22 protein-coding genes are annotated in these 22147 nt (G+C 61.2%); 11 read left to right on the top strand and 11 right to left on the bottom strand.

Annotation, left to right across the window (positions count from 1 at the left end):
- Positions 1 to 43: 43 nt before the first annotated feature.
- Genes MFP24_RS06040 through MFP24_RS06030 form a run of 3 tightly spaced genes read left to right on the top strand, consistent with a single transcriptional unit; the run spans position 44 to position 3691 of the window.
- On the top strand, positions 44 to 1027 hold the full coding sequence (locus tag MFP24_RS06040; protein ID WP_249229673.1) for an ABC transporter permease: 984 nt from the start codon (positions 44 to 46) through the stop codon (positions 1025 to 1027).
- Position 1028: 1 nt separating this feature from the next.
- Positions 1029 to 1946, top strand: coding sequence for an ABC transporter permease (locus tag MFP24_RS06035; protein ID WP_249229672.1), 918 nt, complete (start codon positions 1029 to 1031; stop codon positions 1944 to 1946).
- Positions 1947 to 1966: 20 nt separating this feature from the next.
- The gene (locus MFP24_RS06030; RefSeq protein WP_249229671.1) at positions 1967 to 3691 is read left to right on the top strand and encodes a dipeptide ABC transporter ATP-binding protein; all 1725 of its coding nucleotides are present in this window, start codon (positions 1967 to 1969) and stop codon (positions 3689 to 3691) included.
- A 36-nt stretch (positions 3692 to 3727) separates the two neighbouring features.
- Here the strand turns inward: MFP24_RS06030 and MFP24_RS06025 are convergent, their stop codons facing one another.
- Complete coding sequence (locus MFP24_RS06025; protein ID WP_318011323.1) at positions 3728 to 4195, bottom strand: winged helix-turn-helix transcriptional regulator; 468 nt, start codon at positions 4193 to 4195, stop codon at positions 3728 to 3730.
- A 79-nt stretch (positions 4196 to 4274) separates the two neighbouring features.
- On the opposite strand from MFP24_RS06025, the gene MFP24_RS06020 reads away from it, so the two are divergent.
- The 3 genes from MFP24_RS06020 (at position 4275) to MFP24_RS06010 (ending at position 7136) form a co-directional block, all read left to right on the top strand.
- Positions 4275 to 5192: an SDR family oxidoreductase gene (locus MFP24_RS06020; protein WP_249229670.1), complete on the top strand. Its 918-nt coding sequence runs from the start codon at positions 4275 to 4277 to the stop codon at positions 5190 to 5192.
- Between the two features lie 139 nt (positions 5193 to 5331).
- A complete protein-coding gene (locus tag MFP24_RS06015) occupies positions 5332 to 6441 on the top strand; it encodes an alkene reductase (RefSeq protein ID WP_249229669.1) in 1110 nt (369 codons plus the stop codon).
- A gap of 2 nt (positions 6442 to 6443) precedes the next feature.
- Complete coding sequence (locus MFP24_RS06010) at positions 6444 to 7136, top strand: DsbA family oxidoreductase (protein ID WP_249229668.1); 693 nt, start codon at positions 6444 to 6446, stop codon at positions 7134 to 7136.
- Positions 7137 to 7146: 10 nt separating this feature from the next.
- On the opposite strand, the gene MFP24_RS06005 is transcribed toward MFP24_RS06010, so the two are convergent.
- Entirely contained in the window at positions 7147 to 7728 is a 582-nt protein-coding gene (locus MFP24_RS06005; RefSeq protein WP_318011322.1) for a TetR/AcrR family transcriptional regulator, read from the bottom strand.
- Positions 7729 to 7845: 117 nt separating this feature from the next.
- On the opposite strand from MFP24_RS06005, the gene MFP24_RS06000 reads away from it, so the two are divergent.
- A complete protein-coding gene (locus MFP24_RS06000; protein ID WP_249229667.1) occupies positions 7846 to 8607 on the top strand; it encodes an SDR family oxidoreductase in 762 nt (253 codons plus the stop codon).
- A 42-nt stretch (positions 8608 to 8649) separates the two neighbouring features.
- The gene (locus MFP24_RS05995) at positions 8650 to 9891 is read left to right on the top strand and encodes an anaerobic sulfatase maturase (protein ID WP_249229666.1); all 1242 of its coding nucleotides are present in this window, start codon (positions 8650 to 8652) and stop codon (positions 9889 to 9891) included.
- A gap of 23 nt (positions 9892 to 9914) precedes the next feature.
- Here MFP24_RS05995 and MFP24_RS05990 read toward each other — a convergent pair whose 3' ends face one another.
- The 4 genes from MFP24_RS05990 to MFP24_RS05975 form a co-directional block, all read right to left on the bottom strand.
- Positions 9915 to 11174 (bottom strand): OmpP1/FadL family transporter, encoded by a 1260-nt coding sequence (locus MFP24_RS05990; RefSeq protein WP_249229665.1) that lies wholly within the window; start codon positions 11172 to 11174, stop codon positions 9915 to 9917.
- A 132-nt stretch (positions 11175 to 11306) separates the two neighbouring features.
- The gene (locus MFP24_RS05985) at positions 11307 to 12143 is read right to left on the bottom strand and encodes an ABC transporter permease (RefSeq protein ID WP_249229664.1); all 837 of its coding nucleotides are present in this window, start codon (positions 12141 to 12143) and stop codon (positions 11307 to 11309) included.
- A complete protein-coding gene (locus tag MFP24_RS05980) occupies positions 12136 to 13026 on the bottom strand; it encodes a quaternary amine ABC transporter ATP-binding protein (protein ID WP_249229663.1) in 891 nt (296 codons plus the stop codon). The genes MFP24_RS05985 and MFP24_RS05980 overlap by 8 nt, the downstream gene beginning before the upstream one ends.
- Before the next feature lie 141 nt (positions 13027 to 13167).
- The gene (locus tag MFP24_RS05975) at positions 13168 to 14112 is read right to left on the bottom strand and encodes a choline sulfate utilization transcriptional regulator (RefSeq protein WP_249229662.1); all 945 of its coding nucleotides are present in this window, start codon (positions 14110 to 14112) and stop codon (positions 13168 to 13170) included.
- A 108-nt stretch (positions 14113 to 14220) separates the two neighbouring features.
- Here MFP24_RS05975 and betC point away from each other — a divergent pair, with 108 nt between their 5' ends.
- Together betC and MFP24_RS05965 are read left to right on the top strand one after the other, a co-directional pair.
- Positions 14221 to 15756 (top strand): choline-sulfatase, encoded by a 1536-nt coding sequence (gene betC, locus MFP24_RS05970; protein WP_249229661.1) that lies wholly within the window; start codon positions 14221 to 14223, stop codon positions 15754 to 15756.
- Positions 15757 to 15770: 14 nt separating this feature from the next.
- On the top strand, positions 15771 to 16721 hold the full coding sequence (locus MFP24_RS05965) for a choline ABC transporter substrate-binding protein (RefSeq protein WP_249229660.1): 951 nt from the start codon (positions 15771 to 15773) through the stop codon (positions 16719 to 16721).
- A 55-nt stretch (positions 16722 to 16776) separates the two neighbouring features.
- Here MFP24_RS05965 and MFP24_RS05960 read toward each other — a convergent pair whose 3' ends face one another.
- Genes MFP24_RS05960 through MFP24_RS05940 form a run of 5 tightly spaced genes read right to left on the bottom strand, consistent with a single transcriptional unit; the run spans position 16777 to position 21145 of the window.
- Positions 16777 to 17526, bottom strand: coding sequence for an ABC transporter permease (locus MFP24_RS05960; RefSeq protein ID WP_249229659.1), 750 nt, complete (start codon positions 17524 to 17526; stop codon positions 16777 to 16779).
- Positions 17523 to 18713 carry an ABC transporter substrate-binding protein gene (locus MFP24_RS05955; RefSeq protein ID WP_249229658.1) on the bottom strand — a complete coding sequence of 397 codons (1191 nt, stop codon included), beginning with the start codon at positions 18711 to 18713 and terminating at the stop codon, positions 17523 to 17525. The genes MFP24_RS05960 and MFP24_RS05955 overlap by 4 nt, the downstream gene beginning before the upstream one ends.
- On the bottom strand, positions 18697 to 19500 hold the full coding sequence (locus MFP24_RS05950; protein WP_249229657.1) for an ABC transporter ATP-binding protein: 804 nt from the start codon (positions 19498 to 19500) through the stop codon (positions 18697 to 18699). The genes MFP24_RS05955 and MFP24_RS05950 overlap by 17 nt, the downstream gene beginning before the upstream one ends.
- Positions 19497 to 20552, bottom strand: a complete 1056-nt coding sequence (locus MFP24_RS05945) for an acyl-CoA dehydrogenase family protein (protein WP_249229656.1) — start codon at positions 20550 to 20552, stop codon at positions 19497 to 19499. The genes MFP24_RS05950 and MFP24_RS05945 overlap by 4 nt, the downstream gene beginning before the upstream one ends.
- Before the next feature lie 41 nt (positions 20553 to 20593).
- The gene (locus tag MFP24_RS05940) at positions 20594 to 21145 is read right to left on the bottom strand and encodes a carboxymuconolactone decarboxylase family protein (protein ID WP_249229655.1); all 552 of its coding nucleotides are present in this window, start codon (positions 21143 to 21145) and stop codon (positions 20594 to 20596) included.
- A 111-nt stretch (positions 21146 to 21256) separates the two neighbouring features.
- Here MFP24_RS05940 and MFP24_RS05935 point away from each other — a divergent pair, with 111 nt between their 5' ends.
- Positions 21257 to 22144 carry an AraC family transcriptional regulator gene (locus MFP24_RS05935; protein ID WP_249229654.1) on the top strand — a complete coding sequence of 296 codons (888 nt, stop codon included), beginning with the start codon at positions 21257 to 21259 and terminating at the stop codon, positions 22142 to 22144.
- The last annotated feature ends 3 nt before the right edge of the window (positions 22145 to 22147 follow it).

The following is a 22147-nucleotide window of genomic DNA, read 5'->3' as shown; positions in this document are numbered from 1 at the left end:
GCGGCACGGCCCGCCGACTTTGCCGCGCAAATGAGGGCGACCCATGTTCAGTTTTCTGCTGCGCCGGCTGGCTCAGGCAAGCATCGTTATGCTGGCCGTCGCGATGATCGCCTTTGTGATGTTCCGCTATATCGGCGATCCGGTGGCGCAGATGGTGGGCCAGGATACCTCGCTTGCCGAGCGCGCGCAGCTTCGCGCCCAGCTCGGCCTTAACGATCCGCTTCCCGTACAGTTCGCCGGTTTCGTCGCGCGAATGCTGCACGGCGATTTCGGTCTCTCCTGGCAGATGGGGCAGCCTGTCGCGTCATTACTCGCCGAACGGCTGCCGGCGACGCTGGAATTAAGCTTCTTCGCGTTGCTGCTGGCCGTGCTGATCGGCGTGCCGATGGGCGTCTATGCAGGGCTACACCCGAGAAGCCGGCTGACCCAGCTCTTGATGATCGTTTCGTTGGCCGGGATCTCCCTGCCGACCTTCTTCATCGGCATTATCCTGATCCTCGTCTTCGGCGTCGAACTCGGCTGGCTGCCGACCTTCGGACGGGGAGACGTGGTTAGCCTCAACGGCTGGTCGACCGGTCTTCTCACCCGCTCGGGCTGGCAGTCCATCCTGATGCCCGCCTTCACGCTCGGCCTGTTCCAGCTCACCTTCATCATGCGGCTTATCCGCGCCGAAATGCTCGAAGTGATGCGCGCCGACTATATCAGGTTCGCCCGCGCCCGCGGCCTCAGCAATCGCTCGATCCATTTCGTCCATGCGCTGAAGAACACACTGGTGCCGGTGATGACCATCGCCGGCCTGCAGTTGGGCTCCATTATCGCCTTCGGCATCATCACGGAAAGCGTGTTCCAATGGCCCGGCATCGGCATTCTGTTCCTGCAGGCCATCTCGACGGCGGATATTCCCCTGATGTCCGCCTACCTGATGCTGGTCGCGGCGATCTTCGTCATTATCAACTTTATCGTCGACCTGCTTTACTACCTGGTTGATCCGCGCCTGCGTAGCGACAATATCCTGCGGAGAAATTAACATGACGAACAAACGACGGGCTAATACGTTCGGGAGCGGCCTGCTGTATCAGTTCACCTCATCGCCCCTTATCGTTTGCGCGGCGCTCATCGCCGCCCTGCTGATGGTATGCTCGCTTCTGGCGCCGTTTATCGCCCCCCACGATCCGTTCGACCCGCAAACCATCGATCTGATGGACTCGCTCCTGCCGCCAGTCTGGCATCAGGACGGAGAGTGGCGTTTCCCGCTCGGCACCGACGATCAGGGCAGAGATCTGCTGTCGGCCATCCTCTACGGCACGCGCACATCGATCGCCGTCGGTTTCATCGCGGTTGGCATCGCCGCCATTATCGGCGTCACGCTCGGCCTGATCGCCGGCTATGCCGGCGGCTTCACGGACGCCGTCATCATGCGCGTCGTCGACATTCAGATGACCTTTCCCGCCATTCTGGTCGCCCTGCTGGCGGACGGCATCACCCGCGGCCTGTTGCCGCGCGAAGAGCACGACAGCCTCGCGCTCTTTGTTATCATCCTGTCGCTAGCCCTGTCCATCTGGCCGCAGGTGGCGCGTACCGTCCGCGCCTCGACCATGGTCGAGAAGAATCGGGAATACGTACAGGCGGTGCGCATCATCGGCCGGCCGGCCGGGGCGATTTTGTTCAAACACATCATGCCGAACGTGCTCGGACCGGTTCTGGTTATCGCCACGATTAACCTGGGGAGCGCCATTCTCGGCGAGGCGACGCTCAGCTTCCTCGGCGTCGGCATGCCAGCCACCGAACCCTCGCTTGGCACGCTGATCCGCATCGGTAATAGTTTCCTTTTCTCCGGCGAGCGTTGGATCGTGATGTTCCCCGGTCTGGTGCTGGCACTGCTGGTGATGTCCGTCAACCTTCTCGGCGACCGGCTGCGCGATGCGCTGGATCCGAAACTGAGATAAACGCAGGAGCACGCTTTTCCATGCAAACTACGGCCAGAAAAACGCCGCTGCTCGCCATCAGGGGGCTGAAGGTCGAGTATCCCGGACGGCAAAATACCTTCACCGCGGTGGAGGACATCGATCTGGATATCCGCCACGGCGAAATCCTCGGCCTGGTCGGGGAGTCGGGCGCGGGCAAGTCCACTATCGGCAGCGCCATTATGGGCTTGCTTGATGCCCCGGGCCGGATCTCGGCCGGAACGATCGAACTCGAAGGCCGGCGCATCGACAATCTCGACGCCGGCGCGATGCGCGCCGTGCGCGGCAGGCGCATCTCGATGATCTTTCAGGACCCGCTGACCAGTCTCAATCCGCTCTATACCATCGGGCAGCAGCTGACGGAAACCATCCGTACCCACCGCCGGGTCGGACGCCGCCAGGCGCGGCGCGATGCGGCCGCGCTGCTGGAACAGGTGGGCATTAGCGATGCGCCGCGGCGGCTGAACCAATATCCGCACCAGTTTTCCGGCGGCATGCGCCAGCGCGTGGTGATTGCCCTGGTACTCTGCAGCAATCCCGACCTTATCATTGCCGACGAACCGACCAGCGCCCTTGATGTTTCCGTCCAGGCGCAGATCCTCGCGCTGATTAAAAAACTGGCGGTCGAGCGCGGCGTCGGGGTGCTGCTTATCACCCACGACATGGGGGTGATTGCCGAAACCGCCGCCAGGGTCGCCGTCATGTATCGCGGCCATATCGTGGAATGCGGAGAAACCGCTCAGATTGTCCGCGCGCCGCTTCACCGCTATACCCGCAGCCTGCTCGGCGCGGTGCCGAGCGCCGATGTGAAATTCGCCCGCTTTCCGCGGGTCGATTTTATCGAAGGCTCGCAGCAACCCGCGCCGCGTTTCGACGCGCGCACCCACTGGCTCGGACAAAGCGGCACGCCGCCGCCGCGCGCGGCGGATGAACGCGCCCGGCCGCTGGTGGCAATGAAAGGGATAGGAATGCGCTTCCTGACGCGGCGCTCTATCTTCCCCGGGCGGCGGCGTTATTTCGACGCCGTGCGCGACCTTGACCTTGAGGTGAAAGAGGGAGAGATACTGGGACTGGTCGGCGAATCCGGCAGCGGAAAATCGACGGTGGCGCGTATTCTGGCCGGCCTTTACCAGGCGTCGGACGGAACATTATCCTATGACGGCATCGCCCTGGACGGCGCCGAAGGCCGCGCCCGCCGCAGAAGTATGGATCAGCCAATCCAGATGATCTTTCAGGATCCCTACTCTTCGCTCAATCCGCGCATGCGCGTCGACGCCATCATCGCCGAGCCCATCGCCCATTACGGTCTGACGGCAACCCCGCGGGAGCGCGCGGCGGTGGTCGCCGATCTGCTTGAGCTCGTCGGACTCGGGCAGGAGGCGGGGCATAAATTTCCCCATGAGTTTTCCGGCGGTCAGCGCCAGCGTATCTCAATAGCGCGAGCGCTGGCCACGCGGCCGCGCTTCCTAATCTGCGACGAGCCGACCTCGGCGCTCGACGTATCCATCCAGGCACAGGTCCTCAACCTGCTCAAGGATTTGCAGGAATTACTCGGGCTGACCATGTTATTTATCAGCCACGACCTTCCGGTGGTGAGGCAGATGTGCGATCGCATCGCCGTTATGCATCATGGAGAGCTCTGCGAAGTCGCGGCGACGGATACGCTGTTTAACCATCCGCAGCATCCCTATACGCAGAAGCTGTTACGACTGATACCCCGTCTGTAAGGCGGTTTTTGGAGGGAGCCGGTCCGGGCAGACAATTCACTCCACCGCGGCGGAGACTTCGCCGCCGGGCTGCGACGCAAGCGCGTCGAACCGCCGGCGCGCCAGGCGAATGTCCTCATGGCGTTCGTCCGCCCAGGCGATCAATACATCCAGCGGATCGAGCAACGACCGCCCCAACTCGGATAAACGGTACTCGACGCTGGGCGGTTTGGTGGCGAAAACGTGGCGGGTTATCAATCCGTCCCGTTCCAGATCGCGCAATGTCTGGGTCAGCATGCGCTTGGAAATATCGGGCACCAGCCGCCGCAGATTGTTGAAACGCCGCGGCCCCGCGGCCAGCGCCACGATCAGCAGCGTGCTCCACTTGTCGCCGATGCGGTCCAGCACGTCGCGCACCGGGCACTCCACTTTATGCTCGCCCCATGACTCCAGCGCCTGAAAAGCCTCGGCTATCTTCGGGCGCTGCGCCGCACTAGGTTCCTTTTTTGTTACCTGGTCTGTCAAACCTGCCTCCTTTACAGTCTTATAACAGGTCTCTAAAGTAGACCTGGAAACAATAATACACCTCGAAAAGGAAAAGCCAATGCCCTCATTGACGCCACTCCCCCTGCTGGTCACCGGCGCAAGCGGCCACCTGGGCCGCCGCGTGGTTGAATACCTGCTGGACGGCGGCGCGGCGAACGTCGTCGCCGCGACCCGCACCCCCGACGGCCTCGCCGACCTGGCGGCACGCGGCGCCGAGGTGCGTAAGGCGGACTTCGACGATCCGGCCACGCTGGAGTCGGCCTTCGCCGGCGTCGATCGCCTGCTTATCGTCTCGGCGCCGGATACGCCGGACGATCCGTCCCGCCGCCTGCGCCAGCATCTGGCCGCGGTGGATGCCGCGCACAAAGCCGGGGTGCGGCACATCGTCTACACCTCGATGCTGAATCCCGAGCCCGGCTCGCCTATTCCTTTTGCACCCGACCATTACGGCACCGAGCAGGCCATCGAGAAAAGCGGCATTCCGTTCACCATCCTGCGCCCCAGCTGGTATGCCGACAGCGTATTTCTGTGGCTGCCGCCGGTGCTGGCCGCCGGGCAGTGGTACTCGGCCGCCGGCGACGGGCGAACCGCTCACGTCTGGCGCGACGATCTGGCGAAAACCGCCGCCGCGGCGCTGGTTTCCGCGACGGAAGAAAGCAGCCGCCTTGCGGTCACCGGGCCGCAGGCGCTGACGCCGGCGGAGATCGTCGACGTCGTCAACCGCGTATTCGATACCCGCGTTGAGCTTATTCCCGTCAGCGACACGGATTTACGTAATGGGCTGACGGCGGCCAAATTGCCCGCGGGACTGGTCGAACTGCTGGCGGCGATCGATATCAATACGCGCCAGGGCGGCGTCGATGTGGTCGGCGATGCCGTGCAACGTCTGACCGGAGAGCCGCCGCGCAGTCTGCACGACTTTCTGGTCGACAACCGCGCCGCCCTGCTGGCGGCCAGAGACGCGCTTAATCCCTGAATTCGCCGGGGGCGGAAGGTTTGTCTGTCCGGCGCCCGGCCGGCTTTATGGCGATTTTTACCGAGGCGGCGGCCGCAACCAGGGCTGCCGTTCCACTGATGTTTGCGTTCTTTCTTAACGTTTCAAGGGAGCTTTACCTATGTCGCAATCCCATTTCAGCACGCTGTTTTCACCTTATCGTCTCGGCGATCTGACCCTTAAGAACCGGCTGGTCATGGCGCCGATGACGCGCAGCCGCGCCGTACAGAATAATGTTCCCAACCCGCTGGCGGCGACCTACTACGCCCAGCGCGCCACCGCCGGGCTGATCGTCTCCGAGGCCACGCAGATAAGTCCGCAGGGCGTCGGCTATATCCGCACGCCGGGCATTCACTCCCCCGAACAGGTCGCCGGCTGGCGGCGCGTTACCGACGCGGTGCACGACGCGGGCGGCCTGATCTTCGCTCAGCTATGGCATGTGGGCCGCGTTTCCCACCCCGATTTTCACGGCGGCGAGCTTCCCGTCGCGCCGTCCGCGCTGCTGGCCGAGGGCGAAGTCTTCACGCCCAACGGCAAGACGCCGATGGTGGCGCCGCGGGCGCTGGAAACGGATGAGATCCCCGCCATTGTGGAACAGTACCGTCAGGCGGCGCTCAACGCCAAAAACGCCGGTTTCGACGGCGTGGAGATTCATGGCGCGACCGGCTATCTGCTCGACCAGTTCCTGCGCGACGGTTCGAATATCCGCACCGACCGCTATGGCGGCAGCATTGAGAACCGCGCCCGCTTCCCGCTGGAAGTCGTCGCCGCCGCCGTCGAGGTATTCGGCGCGCAGCGCGTGGGCTACAAGATTACGCCGAGCCTGCCGCTGCACTCCATGTCGGATAGCAACCCGGCGGCGACCTTCGGCTATCTCGCCGGCCGGTTGGACGCCCTGGGCATCGCCTATCTGCACGTCAGCGAAGCGATCGCCGGCCCAATGGCGGCGCCGGCTTCCGCCGAACGGATCGCGCCGCACCTGCGTAAAGCCTTTGGCGGCACGCTGATCGTCAACGGCGGCTACGATGCCGAGTCCGGCGAGAACGCGCTGGCCGCGGGAGAGGCCGAACTGGTGGCCTACGGCGTGCCTTTCCTGACCAACCCGGATCTGACGGAAAGATTCCGCCTCCGTGCCGCGCTCAATGCGCCCGACTATGCGACGTTTTACGCCGCGGAAAAAGACGAAAACGGCTATATTGACTATCCGACGCTGGCGGAAACCGAGGAATAACCATGACCCAGACTATCACCGTTGAAATCTGGTCGGACATCATCTGTCCCTGGTGCTGGATCGGCAAACGCCGCTTCGAGCGCGCGCTGGCCGACTTTCCCCAGCGCGATCGCGTAAAGGTGGTACAGCGCGCGTTTCGACTGATGCCCGGCCTCGCGCCGCAACGCGCGCAGGAGGTACTTGTCCAGCGGCTTGGCTCCGCAGAGCGGGTGGCCGCCACGTTGGCGCACGTAGAAAATGAAGCGGCCGGCGAAAATCTGGAGTACCACCTCGCCGCGTCGTTTGTCGGCGATACGCGCGATATTCATCGCCTGGTAAAGTTCGCCGCGGAAAAGGGTTTGCAGGAGCAGGCCGTCGAGCGGCTCTATCGGGCCGGTTTCACCGAGAACGCCGCGCTATTCGAGCGCCAGACCCAGCTGCAACTTATGGCCGATATCGGCCTCGATCGGGAGGCCTGCGCGGCAGTGCTTGATGGAACCGCCTATGCGGCGGCCGTTGATGAAGACCAGCGCGCCGTGCAGGCCCGCGGCGGCGGCGGCGTGCCGTTCTTCCTGATCGACGGACGGCAGGCGATCTCCGGCGCGCAGCCGGCCCCGACGTTTCTTGCCGCGCTGGAACAGGCATGGCAGGTGCAGCTGTCCCATAGCGAGCAAGGATCGACGGGCGCGGTCTGCGGTCCCGACGGGTGCCGTTGAAAGGCGGAAACTAGCCGCCGGCCGGCGCGCCGGCGCGCAGTCCGTCCATCACCAGGTCCATCAGCCGGGTGAGACGGCTTTGCCAGTCCTCGCCGGCATCGATCTGCCAGATACCGGCGATGGCCAGAAAGAAGTCGTCCACGGTGATCCCCGGGCGAATGGTGCCGGCCTCCTGGTTGGCGTCGAGCAGACGCTGGGCCGCCGCGGCCACCGGCGCATAACCCGCTTTTCCCGGGCAGTCGCGGGCGTGCGCCACCTGGCGGATGGCGTCGGCCAGACCGGCCTTGGTCATGGCATAGCGGGCCAGACGATCCATCCATGCCCGCAGGGCCTGGTCCGGCGGGCTGGTCTCAAGCAGGCGGTCGGCGAAGTCGGCGACCTGCTCCATTTCATAACGGTAGACCTCCATCACCAGCGCTTCCCGGTTGGGGAAATTACGGTAGAACGTCCCCTGCCCGACCCCCGCCTTTCGGGCGATGGCGCTTAACGACACCTCCGCCGAACGCGTCAATTCGGCAACAGCCACCTCCAGAATGCGTTGGCGATTCTGAAGCGCGTCTGAACGTAACGGTGTCTCCATCTGCTGGGCCACTGGTTTTCCTCTCCGCAAAGGATATCTTGTCAAGCGGACAGCTGTCCGCTATGCTGATTTTCGACAAACGGACAATCGTCCGTTTAGGTTATTGTAGCCAATTATAGGAAATATTTGATGAAAACTACAGGCAATACGATTCTGATCACCGGCGGCACCTCGGGCATCGGGCTTGGTCTGGCATTGCGCTTTCACCAGGCCGGCAACAAAGTGATCGTCGCCGGGCGGCGTAAGGCGCTGCTCGACCAGATCGCCGCCGCTCATCCGGGCATTGAAGCGCTCGAACTTGATGTGACCGACCCGGCATCGATTACCCGCGCCGGCGAAACGGTGGCGGCCCGCTATCCTGAGCTGAACGTATTAGTCAATAATGCCGGTATCATGCTGGGGGAAGACCTGCGCAATCCCGGCGATCTGCAAATCGCCGAAGAGACCGTCGCCATCAACCTGCTCGGCACCATCCGCATGGTGTATGCCTTTTTGCCGCAGTTAGTGAGCAAAGACGACGCCGCGATCCTCAACGTCAGCTCGGCACTGGCGTTCGTCCCGCTACCGGCCGTCCCCACCTACAACGCCACCAAGGCGGCGGTTCACTCATTCAGCGAGAGCCTGCGCGTTCAGCTTGCCGACACCGCGGTCAGCGTAATAGAAATAGCGCCGCCGGGCGTGCGCACCACGCTGTTCGGTCAGCAGAACAGCGAACGCTCCATGCCGCTGGACGATTTCCTCACCGAAACCCTGGATCTGCTGTATCGCGACCCCGAGCCGCGGGAAGTCATTGTGGAGTCAGCCAGATTCCTGCGTGACGCCGAAGCCAACGGCAGCTACGATGAGGTTCTGAACCTGCTCTCCGCGGTAAAAGCGCCGAGCGATAGCTGATAGCGGGCGGAAGATGCCCGCTTTCCCCAGAACGGCGCTAACATGAAGAAACCTTTTCACCTGATGGCCAAACCGACCAGCTTTCAGTGCAATCTGTCCTGCGAGTACTGCTTTTATCTGCCCAAAGGAAAGGATGTCCTGCAAAGCCCGTCCCCCAAACGGCATATGGATGACGCGGTGTTGCGTCAATATATCAAACAATATATTGAGAACTGGCCGACCGAAGAGGTTATGTTCGCCTGGCAGGGCGGCGAGCCCACCCTGGCGGGATTGGACTTTTACCGCCGGGTGCTGGCTTTGCAGAGCCAGTATGGCAAGGGCAAACGTATCCATAACAGTCTGCAAACCAACGGCGTGCTGCTTAATGACGCATGGGCGGCTTTTCTCGCCGAAAATCGCTTTCTGGTGGGGATATCCGTGGATGGTCCCCGGTCATTGCACGACCGCTTCCGCAAGAGCAACAGCGGCCGGTCCGTTTTCCGGCACGTGATTGACGGTATCGAGCGTTTAAGGAAATATGAGGTCGAGTTCAATTTGCTCGCCGTGGTAAACAGCGAGACCGCCAAATATCCCCGCGAGGTATACCACTTTCTGACCCGCGAACTGGCATGCCCGCACGTGCAGTTTATTCCCATCGTCGAACCCGCGGCGGCGGCCGGCGCCGGGCAGCAATTCGGCGAACTGATATGCCGGCAAAACGTCCAGGGTGAAACCGTCACGCCCTGGTCGGTGAGCGGGGACGCCTACGGCAAGTTTATGATTAGCGTGTTTGACCAATGGGTGCGTCAAGATGTCGGCCGGGTGTTCGTACAGCTGTTCGATAACACACTGGCGGCATGGGCCGGTGAAACGCCCAGCCTCTGCGTAATGCAGCCCACCTGCGGCAGAGCATTAATCATTGAACAAAACGGCGATATTTATAGCTGCGATCATTTCGTCACCCCGGAACATCGTCTGGGCAACATTATGACCACGCCGTTATCGACGCTGGCCTACGGTAAACAGCAAAAAAATTTCAGCCGCCGGAAAACGCCGTCATCGCCGGAGTGCCAGCACTGCGACTATCGTTTCGTATGTCAGGGAGGATGTCCGAAGCACCGAATCATCCCTCTCGGCAACCAGCGGCAAAATTATCTGTGCAGCGGCTACAAGGCCTTTTTCCAACACGTCGCGCCCTATATGACCTACATGGCCGAACAAATCGCGCAGCGCCGTTCCCCGGCAAACGTGATGAATGTCGCCGCATTTATCGCCGCGAACCAGGTAGCCAGCCAGGCGGGGTGATGGCTTAAGCTTTACCGCCGCCGCTAGAACTTCCAGGCGTAGGCGATGCCGAGAATATCCTGGCTCATCTTCACGTTGGCTTCACCGCCGCCAAAGGCCGCCGGAATGGAGCCATTGCCGTTGACGGTCTCCTTGAAGCCGTGGGTATAGGCCAGGCTCAACTCGCCGTCAGGCGAAGGCGCCCACGTCAGGCCGACGCTCAGGTGGTTGCGAATCACCCCCGGGGCAAGAACATTGAGGAAGGTCTGGCTCTTTTGCACCGGCTGGTCGGCGTGGCTGAAACCGCCGCGCAGCGTCAGTTGCGGACTCAGCGCATAGCTGACGGCCAGCTTATACACCGTCACATCCCGCCAGCCGAAACCGGGGCCGTTCTTCGAGCCGAAATTATCGCCCGCGAATACCGACTGCACGTCGAACGCATTGGCGATGGAACGCACGCTGCCGTATTTGATCTCCTGCACGTCGGCGGACACCGTCAGCGCCGGCGTCACCTTGTACGCCAGCCCGACGCCGTAGTTTTCCGGAATATCGAAACTGCCGCCGTCGGCAAACAGCCCGGCATAGCGGTCGAACTCCCCGGCCTTGATCTTCGAAGACCAGGTCAATCCCAGCGTCAGGTCGTCGGTCAACCGGCCCTGCCAGCCCAGACGCAGGCCCCAGCCGGTGGAGGTGTCGTTGCCGCGATCGTTGAAATTGCCGCCATCGCTGGAAAAACCGGAAAACGCGTTCAATCCCTTGGCGGAGAAGCGCTGATAGACGAAATTCAGGCCGACGCCGAAAGACTGCCGTTCGGTAAACTTATAGGCCAGCGCGGGGGTAATAAACAGCTGGCTCAGATTGACGCCCGCGCTGCCGTTGCCGCCAAAGGCGGCGTAGGGATTCTCTTTATAGTCGGTATTCATGCCGCCGTTGCCGTACACGGCGACGCCGACGCCCAGGCGATCGTTCAGCTGCTTGCTATAGCCGATTTCCGGCAGCAGAAAATACTTTCTCTCGCTGCCGTCGTAGCGGCCGTTGGCGCCCGCCGCATTCCCTTCGATCTCGGCGCTGCGATCCGGGGCGAACAGGGTCGCGCCGATATCCAGACGATCGCCGATCCATACCGTGCCGGCCGGGTTATTGGCCGCCGCCAGGGCATCCTGCGGCTGAGCGATGCTGACCCCCGCCTGCCCCTGAGCCTTGATGCCGTAGCCGTGCATAAAATAGCCGTTGGTGGCGCCGGCCTCGGTGCTGACGCCGCCGCCCAGCACCGCCAGCGCAGCCAGTCGTATTTTGGATCTCACTATAGTTTCTCCCTGAAAATAGCGCCGGATCCGGCCGCCTTGGCGTCAACTATTAAACCAAATGCATATCGTTTAATAATAATATTGAATGCTATTTTTATATCGGAAGGAAATAACCGATCCGCGCGGCGCTTACTCCCTGGTCGGCGGCTGACGGCACAGGCTGGCGGACAGGCGATCCAGCAGAATCGCCATCAGCACCACCACAAAACCGCTCTGCAACCCCTGCCCGACGTCCAGTTGCTGAATGCTGGTCAGAATATCGTTGCCCAGCCCGCCGGCGCCGACCATCGAGGCGATAATCACCATCGACATCGCCATCATGATGGTCTGGTTCACCCCCGCCATAATCGACGGCAAGGCATTAGGCAACTGCACTTTCAGCAGCAGCTGACGCGGGGTACAGCCGAACGCCAGCCCGGCCTCTATCAGCATTTTATCCACCTGGCGGATCCCCAGGTCGGTTAAGCGCACCACCGGCGGCATCGAAAACAGTACCGTGGCGAAAATGCCCGGCGGCCTGCCGAGGCCGAACAGAATGGTCGCCGGGATCAGGTAAACAAACGCCGGCATGGTCTGCATAAAATCCAGCAGCGGCCGCACCGCCATACCGATGCGTCGATGTCGGGCAATCAGAATGCCCAGCGGAATACCAAGCAACAGGCTAAAAAACGTCGCCGACAGGGTCAGGCCCAGGGTTATCGCCGCGTGCTGCGCATAGCCGCTGTAGACGATATACAGCGTCGCGGCCGCGCTGAACAGCGCGAACCCCCAGCCCAGCCGCCACCAACTCAGCGCCACCGCCAGCAGCACCAGCCCCCAGGGGGAAAGCAGCAGCAGCCCCTGTTCCAGTCCGCCGGAGACGCCGTCGAGCAGCGCGGCGATAAATTCGAATATCTCGCCGTGCTGGCTCAGCAGATAGCGCACCGCGTCGTCAATCTGGCTGCTGAAATTTAGCGGTTCAGCCATGAGTAGATCCTCCCGGCGCGGATGTTGCGGGGTAAATATCGGCGTAGCTTTCAGCCAGCACATAGCGGGAGGTATCAATCCCGGAAAAGAAGCGTTGCACATAGGCGTTGGCCGGGGCATTCACCAGCTGTTCGGCGGTGCCTGTCTGCACCAGACGTCCGTGTTCCATAATCGCAATCCGGTTGCCGATGCGCAGCGCTTCTTCGATATCGTGGGTGACGAAAACGATGGTGCGCTGCTGCTCCGCCTGTAGCCGCAGCAGCAGGCCCTGCATTTCCCGGCGGTTAATCGGGTCCAGCGCGGAAAAGGCTTCATCCATCAGCAATAGGGTCGGATTAACCAGCAGCGCCCGCGCCAGCCCGACGCGCTGCTGCATGCCGCCGGAGAGCTGGTGCGGCATATGGCGGGCGACCTGCGCCAGCCCCACCTGCTCCAGCGCCGTCAGGGCCGCCTGATATCTGGCGGCGGCCTTGACCCCCGACAGTTCCAGGCCGAACGCCACGTTATCCAGTACGTTGCGCCGCGGCAATAAGGCGAATGACTGAAAGACCATACTCATGGAACGACGGCGAAGATCGATTAATTCCGTCGCCGATAAAGCGGAAAGCGCGCTATTTTTAAAAAATATCTCGCCCGCCGTCGGTTCAATTAACCGATTGAGCGTACGCAATAAAGTTGATTTACCCGATCCTGACAATCCGACGATAACGAATATTTCCCCCTGCCGGATATGCAGCGAAACATTATTTAACGCCACCGACCAACCGTGCGCGGATAATAATTCTGCGGCGCCCGTTCCCGCCTGTAAATAAGGAATCGCTTTATGCGCGCCGGAGCCAAAAACTTTATATAGCCCTTCGATTCGAATCAATTTTTCAGTCATTGACCACCTGACACTTATACTCGCCATACGTCGAGCATATACATACAGAAGTGAGTAATCCGCGTAACGGAGCCCACTGTATAAGAAATAATACCGCGCCAATAAAACTTTATCGTCTGAGTTATAACAAAATAATTTAACTCATCCCTGCGACTGAAAATAACTCTCATGCCGGCTTTTGAAGGAAAATGATTCGTTAATCAGCCACTCTTTGACCCGGTGGTACAGCGGGGATTCGCTTTCGCGCTGCGACTGGATCAGGTAATAGCCGCGCTCGGTTTTCACCTCCGGCCCGCAGGGGATGACCAGTTCGCCGTCATCCAGCAGCTGCCCCACCAGCGGCATCCAGCCCAATGCCACGCCCTTGCCTTTCAGCGTGGCCTCGATCAGCAGGGAATAGGCGTTAAAGGTTAACGAAGCCACTGAATTATCAAGGATAATCCGCTGCGCGCCGAACCAGTCATACCAGGTCAGCCAGCGGCTCGGGTTGGTCTCCGGCAGATTGAGCAACGGCACCTTGAGCAAGGACTGCGGCGTATCCAGCGGACCATGCCGGCGGATAAATTCAGGGGTGCAAACCGGGACCACCAGCTCGGGAAACAGCTTTTCGCTGTGGCATCCCGGCCAGTGGCCGTTGCCGAAGGTAATGGAGAGATTGGCGTGGCTGTCGCGCAGGCTGAAGTCATTGGGGGACGTGGAAATCTGCACGTCCACGTCCGGCATCAGGCGCTGTAGCTTATCCAGCCGGGGCAGCAGCCAGTAGCTGGCGAAGCCCATGTCGGTATCGATGCGCAGGGTGTCTCTGGTTTTCTTTTTCTTTATTTTTTCAATCTGTTGGCTGATATCCGTCAGGCTGCTGTAAACAATATGGTAAAGCCGATCGCCTTCCGGCGTTAATAATACGCCGCGATGGCGCCGCTCGAACAACGCCACGCCAAGTTCGCGTTCCAGTTGATTAATACGCTGGCTGACCGCCGGCTGCGAGGTTCCCAGTTCTTCGGCCGCCGCGGTGAAATTAAGATGACGGGCCGCCGCCTCGAAAAATATTAACGCCGGGAGCGACGGTAATCGATTAATTGCTGACATAATCCCCTCTTATCAAGGTATAAGTTTTTAACCCGTTCACAGCCTGTGGAGATTATGAGATAAAAAATTATATTAATGAAGTGGCATTCTTAAGGTGATTTAAGATATATGCTTAGCAGAAAACCGAATATCGTTATTTTAATGGCGGATCAATTAACCGCGGGCGCGCTCTCCGCCTACGGTAATAAAATAACCAAGACGCCCAATATTGATAAATTATCCCGGCAGGGCGTGGTGTTTGAGTCGGCCTATTGCAATAGCCCGTTATGCGCGCCGTCCCGTGCGACATTAATGACCGGACTGTTGAATTCCGCCAATAACGTTTTTGATAACGCCGCCGAATTCAGCGCGGAGCAGCCCACCTTTTGTCATTATCTGCGCGTGCAGGGTTATCACACCATTCTGGCGGGTAAAATGCATTTTTGCGGCCCCGATCAGCTACACGGTTTTAATGAACGTCTGACCACCGATATCTACCCCGCCGATTTTGGCTGGACGCCAGACTGGCGAAATCCTGAGGTGCGGCTCGACTGGTATCACAATATGAGCTCGGTGATCGACGCCGGTACCTGTATTCGCACCAATCAGCTGGATTTCGACGACGAAGCGGTATTTCTGACCCGGCAGAAGCTGTTTGATATCGCCCGCCAGGGCAATCAGCAGCCGTTCATGCTGCTGATGTCCCTGACCCACCCGCACGATCCTTTCGCCATACCGCAACCTTATCTCGACCGTTATTCGCCGCAGGATATTGATTTACCGCAGGTGAACGCCGCGCAGGTTCCGTCGGATCCGCACTCCCGGCGGCTGCGCAAGATATACCAACTGACCGACGACCTGCTGAGCGATGAACAGGTTCGCCGCGCGCGCCATGCTTACTATGGCGCGGTCTCTTATGTCGACGATCAGTTCGGCGCCGTTCTCGCTACCCTGGAAGAGACCGGATTGGCCGAGGATACCATCGTGCTGGTGATCTCCGATCATGGCGAAATGCTCGGCGAACGCGGGCTGTGGTATAAAATGGGCTTCTTTGAGGGCGCGGCGCGCATCCCGTTTATCGTCCATGCGCCGGACCGCTTTGCCGCGCATCGCGTCGACGCCAGCGTCTCGCTGGCCGACCTGCTGCCCACGCTGGTGGAGCTGGCGGGCGGCGAGCCGTCGTCGCTGCCGGCGACGCTGGCCGGGCACAGTCTGCTGCCCCATCTGCGCCGGGAAGCCGGACACGACGGCGTTTACGCCGAGTATCTGGCGGAAGGCGCGCTGGCGCCCATCGTGATGATCCGGCGCGGCGACTGGAAATACGTGCATTCGCTCAGCGATCCCGAACTGTTGTTTAACCTGCGCGAAGATCCGCATGAACTGAACAATCTGGCCGCGGACGCCGCTTGCCTGCCGGTGCTGTCGGCGCTGCGGGACGAGGTGGCGTCGCGCTGGGATCTGCCGGCGCTGCACCAGCGCGTATTGCAAAGTCAGCAAAACCGCCTGTTCCTCAACCGGGCGCTGACGCACGGCACGGCGCCGGCGTGGGACTATCAGCCGGTGCAGGACGCCAGCCGCCGCTATATTCGCAACAACCAGACGCTGGATGAACAAGAGGCGGTGGCGCGTTTTCCACGACCTCACTCTTCCTCCCCTAACCAATAACACGGGAATTTATCATGCGCTTTCGCCATTCCGCCGTCACACTGCTTATCCCCTTACTGCTCGGCAGCGCTTTTTCGGCCCAGGCCGCCGTCGACGACGCCAGCTGCCGGTTAGTGAGAATGTCCGATCCGGGCTGGACCGACATCAACGCCACCAATGCGCTGGCCGGCGTGTTGCTGGAAGGGCTGGGCTATCGGCAGCAGGTGCAAAACCTGTCGGTCGCGCTGGGCTTTCAGGGACTGAAATCCTCCCAGCTGGACGTTTTTCTGGGCAACTGGATGCCCGCCCAGCAGCCGGTCATTGAAAAATTTACCCGCGACGGTTCGGTTGAAGTTTTGACCGCCAACCTGGCCAGCGCCAAATTCACCCTGGCGGTGCCGGATTACGTCGCCCAGGCCGGGGTAAAAGACTTTGCCGATCTGGCGAAATACGGCGATCGCTTCCAGCATAAAATTTACGGCATCGCGCCGGGCGCGCCGGCCAACCAGAATATCAAACGCATGATCGACCAGAAAGAGCTCGGCCTTGACGACTGGTCGCTGGTGGAATCCAGCGAAAGCGGCATGCTGGCGCAGGTTGAGCGGGCGGTGAACAAAAAAGAGTGGATCGTGTTCCTCGGCTGGGAGCCACACGCCATGAACACCCGTCATTCCCTGGTCTACCTTGGCGGCGGCGATGAGTGGTTCGGCCCGAATTACGGCAGCGCGACGGTCAATACCGTGGTTCGCAAAGGCTATGCGCAGGCTTGCCCCAACGTCGCCCGGCTGTTCAGCAATCTGCAATTCAACGTCGACCTGGAAAACAAGGTGATCAAACGCCTGCTGGACGATAAGCAAACGCCGCGTGACGCCGCGCGCGCCGAAATCAGCGCCAACCCGCAACAGCTGGAGCAGTGGCTGAGCAACGTCACCACGCTGGACGGCAAACCGGGGCTGGAAGCCGTGCGGAACTCCCTGTCCCGCTAATCGGACAGGCGAGAAATCCCCCGTTTAGCGCCGAGCGGGGGATTTGCCGCGGCGCTCAGGGTTTTATCGCATAGCGCTGGATAAGCAGCCGCGCCAGACCATCCATGGCAAACCCAATCACGCCGATGGTGACGATCACCGCCATCAGCTCCGAGTAAGCCAGACGGTCGCGGGCGTCAAGAATGGCGTATCCCAGCCCCGACGAGACGCCAAGCATTTCGCAGGGCACCAGCACAATCCACAGAATGCCGATCGCCAGCCGGATGCCGGTGAGCAGATGGCTTAAAATCCCCGGCAGAATAATGTGCCACAGGGTTTCCAGCGGCGTGGCGCTCAGGGAGCGCGCCAGCATCAGCCAGCCGGCATGCAGGTGCTTTACCCCGCTGGCGGTATTGATGATCATCGGCCACACCGCCGCAAAGGTCAGCAAAAACCACACCGGACGATCGCCGATCCCCAGCGCCATCACCGCCACCGGCATCCAGGAGAGCGGCGAGATCATCCTCAGCAACTGCATCACCGGCATCGACAGCCGTTCCAACGCGGCGAAACAGCCGATCAGCAGGCCGATGGGAATGCCGATAAGCAGAGCCAGCAGCAGCCCGATGGCGACGCGTTGCAGGCTGACCGCGCTGTGCGCCAGCAGATTGCCGTGCCACAGCATCTCCCACAGGCTGGCGAAGGCGGCCGCGGGCGCAAACAGGGCGGCGATGCCGTCCAGAGAACGGGTCGCCAGCCACCAGACAATCAACGCGATAAACAGGCCAGGCACGCCCCAGGCGAGGCGCAGGAAAAAAAGCTTCATGGCGCGATGACTTCCTTACGCGCAAACACGCCGTCCGTCAGGCCAAACGCGCTCTGCCCGCCTGCCCGCGCAATACTGTTGCGCACAAAGCGATCGTCCACCAGCTGCGCGGTGGCCGCCTGCGGATCCAGCTCGGCCAGAAAGTCGGCGTTGCCTTCCATCACCGTGATTTTCAGCTGTTCGATAAGCTTAAGGAAATAATCCTCGTAGGGGTAAGGCTGAAAATCAATCCGCTGCTGACGCCACTCCGGGTGGGAAATCGCGCCGTCCGCCCGCCAGCGCGCGAGATTGTCCGCCGCGGGATCCAGCACCTGCTGCAATACCTCGCGCTCGTGCGGCGTATAGCGGCGATCGTCGCTGCGCGAAAGCAGCGCCGCGGTTTCCGCGCGGTTATGCCGAATCCACTTTTGCGCGTCAACGACGGCATTGACCACATTCTGGCTCCATGCCGGGCGCTGCGCCAGATCGCTTTCGTGCATAAACACCACGCAGCAGGCGTGGCTCTGCCACACGTCGCCGGTAAAACGCAGCACCCGCCCCACCTTGCGCGCCTCCGCCAGCGCGTTAAACGGCTCGGCGACGATAAAACCCTGAATTTGCCCGGCGGCCAGCGCGGGCACCATATCGGAAGGCGGCATAACGATCAGCTGTACCTGACGGTCGCCGGGTTTGCCGGTCGTCGCCTGTAGCCCCGCCTGACGCAGCATCTGCTGCAGCACCACGTTATGGATCGAGTACCAGAACGGCACCGCCACGGTTTTCCCGGCCAGATCGGCTAAGCGCGCGATCTGCGGCGCCACGGTCAGCGCCGAACCGTTGGTATGGTTCCAGGCCACCACCTTCGCCGGGATGCGCGCCTGAAAACGCGCCCATACCGTCACCGGCGACAGCATATGGATGACGTTGACCTTGCCGGCGATAAACGCCTCAATCAGCTGCGACCAGCTGCGAAACATCACCGGGCGCTCCGCCTCCAGCCCGGACTGGCTGAACAGGCCGCGGGCATGCGCCACCAGCAGCGGCGAGGCGTCGGTGATCGGCAGATAGCCGATGCGCACCGGCGCGTCGGGCTCGGCGGCGGCGCGCGCCTGCTGCTGCATCACCAGCGGCAGCGCGGCGCCCGCGCTGAGCAACGCGCTCAGCCTGAGGAAATCGCGGCGCGACATTGCATTACAGGTCCGACACATCGGCTACCTCCGTTGTTTTTCCAATCGCGCGCGAATCGCGCAGTTTTTTCACAATATCCAGCCGATAGCGGGCCAGCGCCTCCAGCGCGTCATCGCGCGGATGAGGAAGGTCGAGGCTCCAGCTGCCCGCCACATGGCCCGGACTGCCGCCGAGTAAAATCACCCGATCGGCGATCAGCAAGGCTTCATCGATATCGTGGGTAATCATCAGCGCCGACATGCGGTGCCGGCGCAGCACCGATACCAGCAAACGTTGCATCTCATGGCGGGTTATCTCATCCAGCGAGCTGAACGGCTCGTCAAGCAGCATCACGCGCGGCCGCCTTGCCAGGCAGCGCGCCAGCGCCGCCCGCTGCGCCATGCCGCCGGAAAGCTGCGCCGGCAGTTTGCCGGCGTGCCCCTGTAGCCCCACCGCCTCGATCGCCTGGGCGATGCGCTCCCGGCGCTCGCCGGCGCTCAGCCTGGGCTGATGGCGGAAATTGAGCCCGAAAGCCACGTTTTGCTCCAGGGTGCGCCACGGCAGCAGCGTGGGATCCTGAAAAGCCACCGACAGATGCGGATGCGGGCCGTTCAACGGCTCCCCCCGATAGGCGACCCGGCCGGAAAGCGCTTTTTCCAAACCGGCCAGAATACGCAACAGGCTGGATTTCCCTACCCCGCTGCTGCCCACCACCACCACAATCTCATTGTCGCGCAGCGAAAAATCGATGCCGTCCAGCAGCACGGTGGCGGCGGCGCCCTGGCGGTAGCCGACCACCAGCCCTTGCGCGTCAAGCAGCGCGCTCATCGGGCGCTCTCCGCCAGCTGGTGCCTGAGCTGCATAATGCTCGGGGTGATCAGCGGTAAAAAGGCGCTTTCCCGCCAGCGCCGGGCAAAGTGGTCGCCCTCAGGGGAGAGGTAGGCTTTGCCGCCGCGCAGCACCAGTTCCAGCTGTATCCCTTGCAGCGCCAGCTCGATCAGCGCGATGCGCAGGCGGAACATCTCGGCCGGCCGCTGGGTAAAGCGCTCCTGGCTTACTCCGCGCAGTAATTGTGTTCGGGTATCGTCATAGCTTCGATGCAGCCGCCGCCACTCCTCATACAATAAGTGGCCGTGGTCCAGGCGCTCACGGCAGTTTTCCAGTACCTGCCGCGTCAGACCGAGCGCCATGCCGCATTGCAGGCCCAGAAAGCGCGGGCGCACCTGCGGCAAAAACGTCTCGGCGCCAGGATGCACAATGGCGGACCGGTCCAGCCTGACCTGTGCAAAATCCAGCGCCGCGGTGGCGCTCCCGCGCATCGACATCAGGCTCAGATCCTCGGAACGCCGCACGCCGTCAAGATCGGAGGCGATGGCGGCGATAAACGGCGGCCGATCGTCCAGCGGACGCACCACCGTCATCACCTGAAATCCGTCGCGCTGCAGATTGGTCACCCAGTGCAGCCGCCCGTCCACCGTCCAGCCCTTCTCATCCTCGCGGCCGGTGACCTGGAGTTCCTCAAGCCCCGAGAGAAACTTCATCGCGTTGGACAACCCGGTGGCGCCGGCGGTTTTTCCCGCCAGCAGATCGGGCAGTTGGCTTTCGCGCAGCGCCGATTGGGGGGATTGCAGCAGCAGCTCGATATAGGTGCGATGCCCCCAGAAAACGAACGCGGCGGTGAGCGAGTAGCGCGCCACCTCGCTCACCGCCTCTATGGCGTCGATAATGGCGCCGCCGCTGCCGCCGAGATCGTCCGGCACGCCGATGCGAAACAGACCGGCGTCGCCCAGGCGTGACGGCAAAACGGCGGACTGCGCGGCGGATTGGTCCAGATCGTTGGCCTCCTCGCTCAGCCAGCGGCGCAGGGTATCATTCAGCATTCAGAGCCCTCGTGGGTAGCGGCGCGTAACAGGGAGCGTCATTATTCCGCCCAGGCCCATTGCCGCAGTTCATGGTTTAACGGCGTTTGCGCAAAACCGTTGGCGAAATTGCACAGCGTCGCCAGGCTGACGCCGAGTATCACGTCCAGCGCCTGCTGTTGCGTAAAGCCCGCCGCGTAAAACGCCTGACAGGCGTCGTCGCTCACCGCGCCGCGCTGCGCAATCACCGCGCGGGTAAAATCGGCAACGGCCTGCAGATGCGCATCCGCCAGCCCGGCGCCCTCACGCAGCGCCGCCAGATCCTGCGGCGCCAGAATCGCCTTCTTTTCCACCGTCGCGCTATGCCCCGCGACGCAAAACGCGCAGCCGTGGGTGGTGGCCGCCACCAGTTGCACCACTTCCCGTTGCGCCGCGCTCAGGCTGTTATGGTTATTAATATCCGTTACGGTGAGATAGGTTTTAAGCGCCGCCGGCGAATTCGCCAGCACGCCTAATAAATTAGGAATAAAACCGGAAGTACGCCTGGCGTTTTCCAGATAGGGCCGGCTTTCCGCCGGGGCGGATTCAATGGTCTGGATGGTGACTCGGGTCATGGCTTCTCTCCTGTAAACATTGAGAAGAATTATGTTGCCATTGCCTCTCTCCATCAATGCTGGTACAAAACAGTTTATTGCTCAATCGTCCGGTTTATATTCCATTACATTATGCGTGATAACGAATGGTTATTAGAAAACCTGCGGGTGGAAAGCTCGGTTTTTCATATCGGCAAATATTGCGGCTCCTGGCAAGGCAGCACCGCAGGACAAGGTAAATCAAGCTATCACATTGTTATGGAGGGCGACTGCTGGCTGCACGCCGAGCAGGATCCCGAACCGATAGCGCTTGAGCGCGGCGATATGGTGTTTATTTTCCAGGATTGTCCATTTGTCCTTTCCAATCACCGGGAAAAAGACGCCGCCCTGCGGGCGCCCGGCAAAAAAATGCAGCCGCTGCATTTCCACGATCGCTCATCAACCGCCCTGGTCTGCGGTTTTCTTACTTTTCACAGCGTAATCAGCCATATGATTTTGTCGTTTCTGCCGCCAAAAATAATAATAAGAAAGCAGAAGGATGAATTCGAAGCGGTGAGAAAGATCACCGAGGTAATTCATCATGAAGCCGCCAAAGAAGAGATGTGCAGCCATAAATTGATCTCTTCACTGGCGGAGGCGCTGCTTTTTATCGGTATCCGGCAATATTTGCACCAGCACCCTCTGGCGCCGCCGTTGGAAACCGCCAAAAACATGCCCGAATTTCTCAACCTGATCGCCACCATTTTACTGTTCCCCGCCAGGGAGTGGACCATCCCGAAAATGGCCGACGCGATGGCCATGTCCCGTTCGTGGTTCATTCAACGCTTCAGCCAGGTCTCGGCGGTTCCCCCGGCGGAAATGGTCTGCCAGCTGCGCATGTCGCTCGCCTGCCGCTACATCGAGCAGGGCAAGACGCTGCAACAAACGGCGGAAATGGTCGGCTACCAATCCATCGCCGCTTTCAATCGGGCATTCCGCCGCATTATCGGCGTTACGCCGGGCAAATACCGCGGCCGATAGCTT

Origin of the sequence: Brenneria tiliae, assembly GCF_023347575.1 — a bacterium.
GTDB classification, from domain to species: domain Bacteria; phylum Pseudomonadota; class Gammaproteobacteria; order Enterobacterales; family Enterobacteriaceae; genus Brenneria; species Brenneria corticis.
Note: the sequence above shows the minus strand (reverse complement) of the source record. Positions and strands in the feature narration are given on the sequence as shown.

What these genes read in the sequence shown, in the direction of transcription:
- MFP24_RS05965 (WP_249229660.1), top strand. Translation starts at nt 15,771, where the DNA reads ATGCGCTTTCGCCATTCCGCCGTCACACTGCTTATCCCCTTACTGCTC.
- MFP24_RS05960 (WP_249229659.1), bottom strand. Translation starts at nt 17,526, where the DNA reads ATGAAGCTTTTTTTCCTGCGCCTCGCCTGGGGCGTGCCTGGCCTGTTT.
- MFP24_RS06000 (WP_249229667.1), top strand. Translation starts at nt 7,846, where the DNA reads ATGAAAACTACAGGCAATACGATTCTGATCACCGGCGGCACCTCGGGC.
- MFP24_RS06015 (WP_249229669.1), top strand. Translation starts at nt 5,332, where the DNA reads ATGTCGCAATCCCATTTCAGCACGCTGTTTTCACCTTATCGTCTCGGC.
- MFP24_RS05950 (WP_249229657.1), bottom strand. Translation starts at nt 19,500, where the DNA reads ATGAGCGCGCTGCTTGACGCGCAAGGGCTGGTGGTCGGCTACCGCCAG.
- MFP24_RS06035 (WP_249229672.1), top strand. Translation starts at nt 1,029, where the DNA reads ATGACGAACAAACGACGGGCTAATACGTTCGGGAGCGGCCTGCTGTAT.
- MFP24_RS06030 (WP_249229671.1), top strand. Translation starts at nt 1,967, where the DNA reads ATGCAAACTACGGCCAGAAAAACGCCGCTGCTCGCCATCAGGGGGCTG.
- MFP24_RS05945 (WP_249229656.1), bottom strand. Translation starts at nt 20,552, where the DNA reads ATGCTGAATGATACCCTGCGCCGCTGGCTGAGCGAGGAGGCCAACGAT.
- MFP24_RS06010 (WP_249229668.1), top strand. Translation starts at nt 6,444, where the DNA reads ATGACCCAGACTATCACCGTTGAAATCTGGTCGGACATCATCTGTCCC.
- MFP24_RS05995 (WP_249229666.1), top strand. Translation starts at nt 8,650, where the DNA reads ATGAAGAAACCTTTTCACCTGATGGCCAAACCGACCAGCTTTCAGTGC.
- MFP24_RS05980 (WP_249229663.1), bottom strand. Translation starts at nt 13,026, where the DNA reads ATGACTGAAAAATTGATTCGAATCGAAGGGCTATATAAAGTTTTTGGC.
- MFP24_RS05985 (WP_249229664.1), bottom strand. Translation starts at nt 12,143, where the DNA reads ATGGCTGAACCGCTAAATTTCAGCAGCCAGATTGACGACGCGGTGCGC.
- MFP24_RS05940 (WP_249229655.1), bottom strand. Translation starts at nt 21,145, where the DNA reads ATGACCCGAGTCACCATCCAGACCATTGAATCCGCCCCGGCGGAAAGC.
- MFP24_RS06020 (WP_249229670.1), top strand. Translation starts at nt 4,275, where the DNA reads ATGCCCTCATTGACGCCACTCCCCCTGCTGGTCACCGGCGCAAGCGGC.
- MFP24_RS06040 (WP_249229673.1), top strand. Translation starts at nt 44, where the DNA reads ATGTTCAGTTTTCTGCTGCGCCGGCTGGCTCAGGCAAGCATCGTTATG.
- MFP24_RS05955 (WP_249229658.1), bottom strand. Translation starts at nt 18,713, where the DNA reads ATGTGTCGGACCTGTAATGCAATGTCGCGCCGCGATTTCCTCAGGCTG.
- MFP24_RS05935 (WP_249229654.1), top strand. Translation starts at nt 21,257, where the DNA reads ATGCGTGATAACGAATGGTTATTAGAAAACCTGCGGGTGGAAAGCTCG.
- MFP24_RS05975 (WP_249229662.1), bottom strand. Translation starts at nt 14,112, where the DNA reads ATGTCAGCAATTAATCGATTACCGTCGCTCCCGGCGTTAATATTTTTC.
- betC (WP_249229661.1), top strand. Translation starts at nt 14,221, where the DNA reads ATGCTTAGCAGAAAACCGAATATCGTTATTTTAATGGCGGATCAATTA.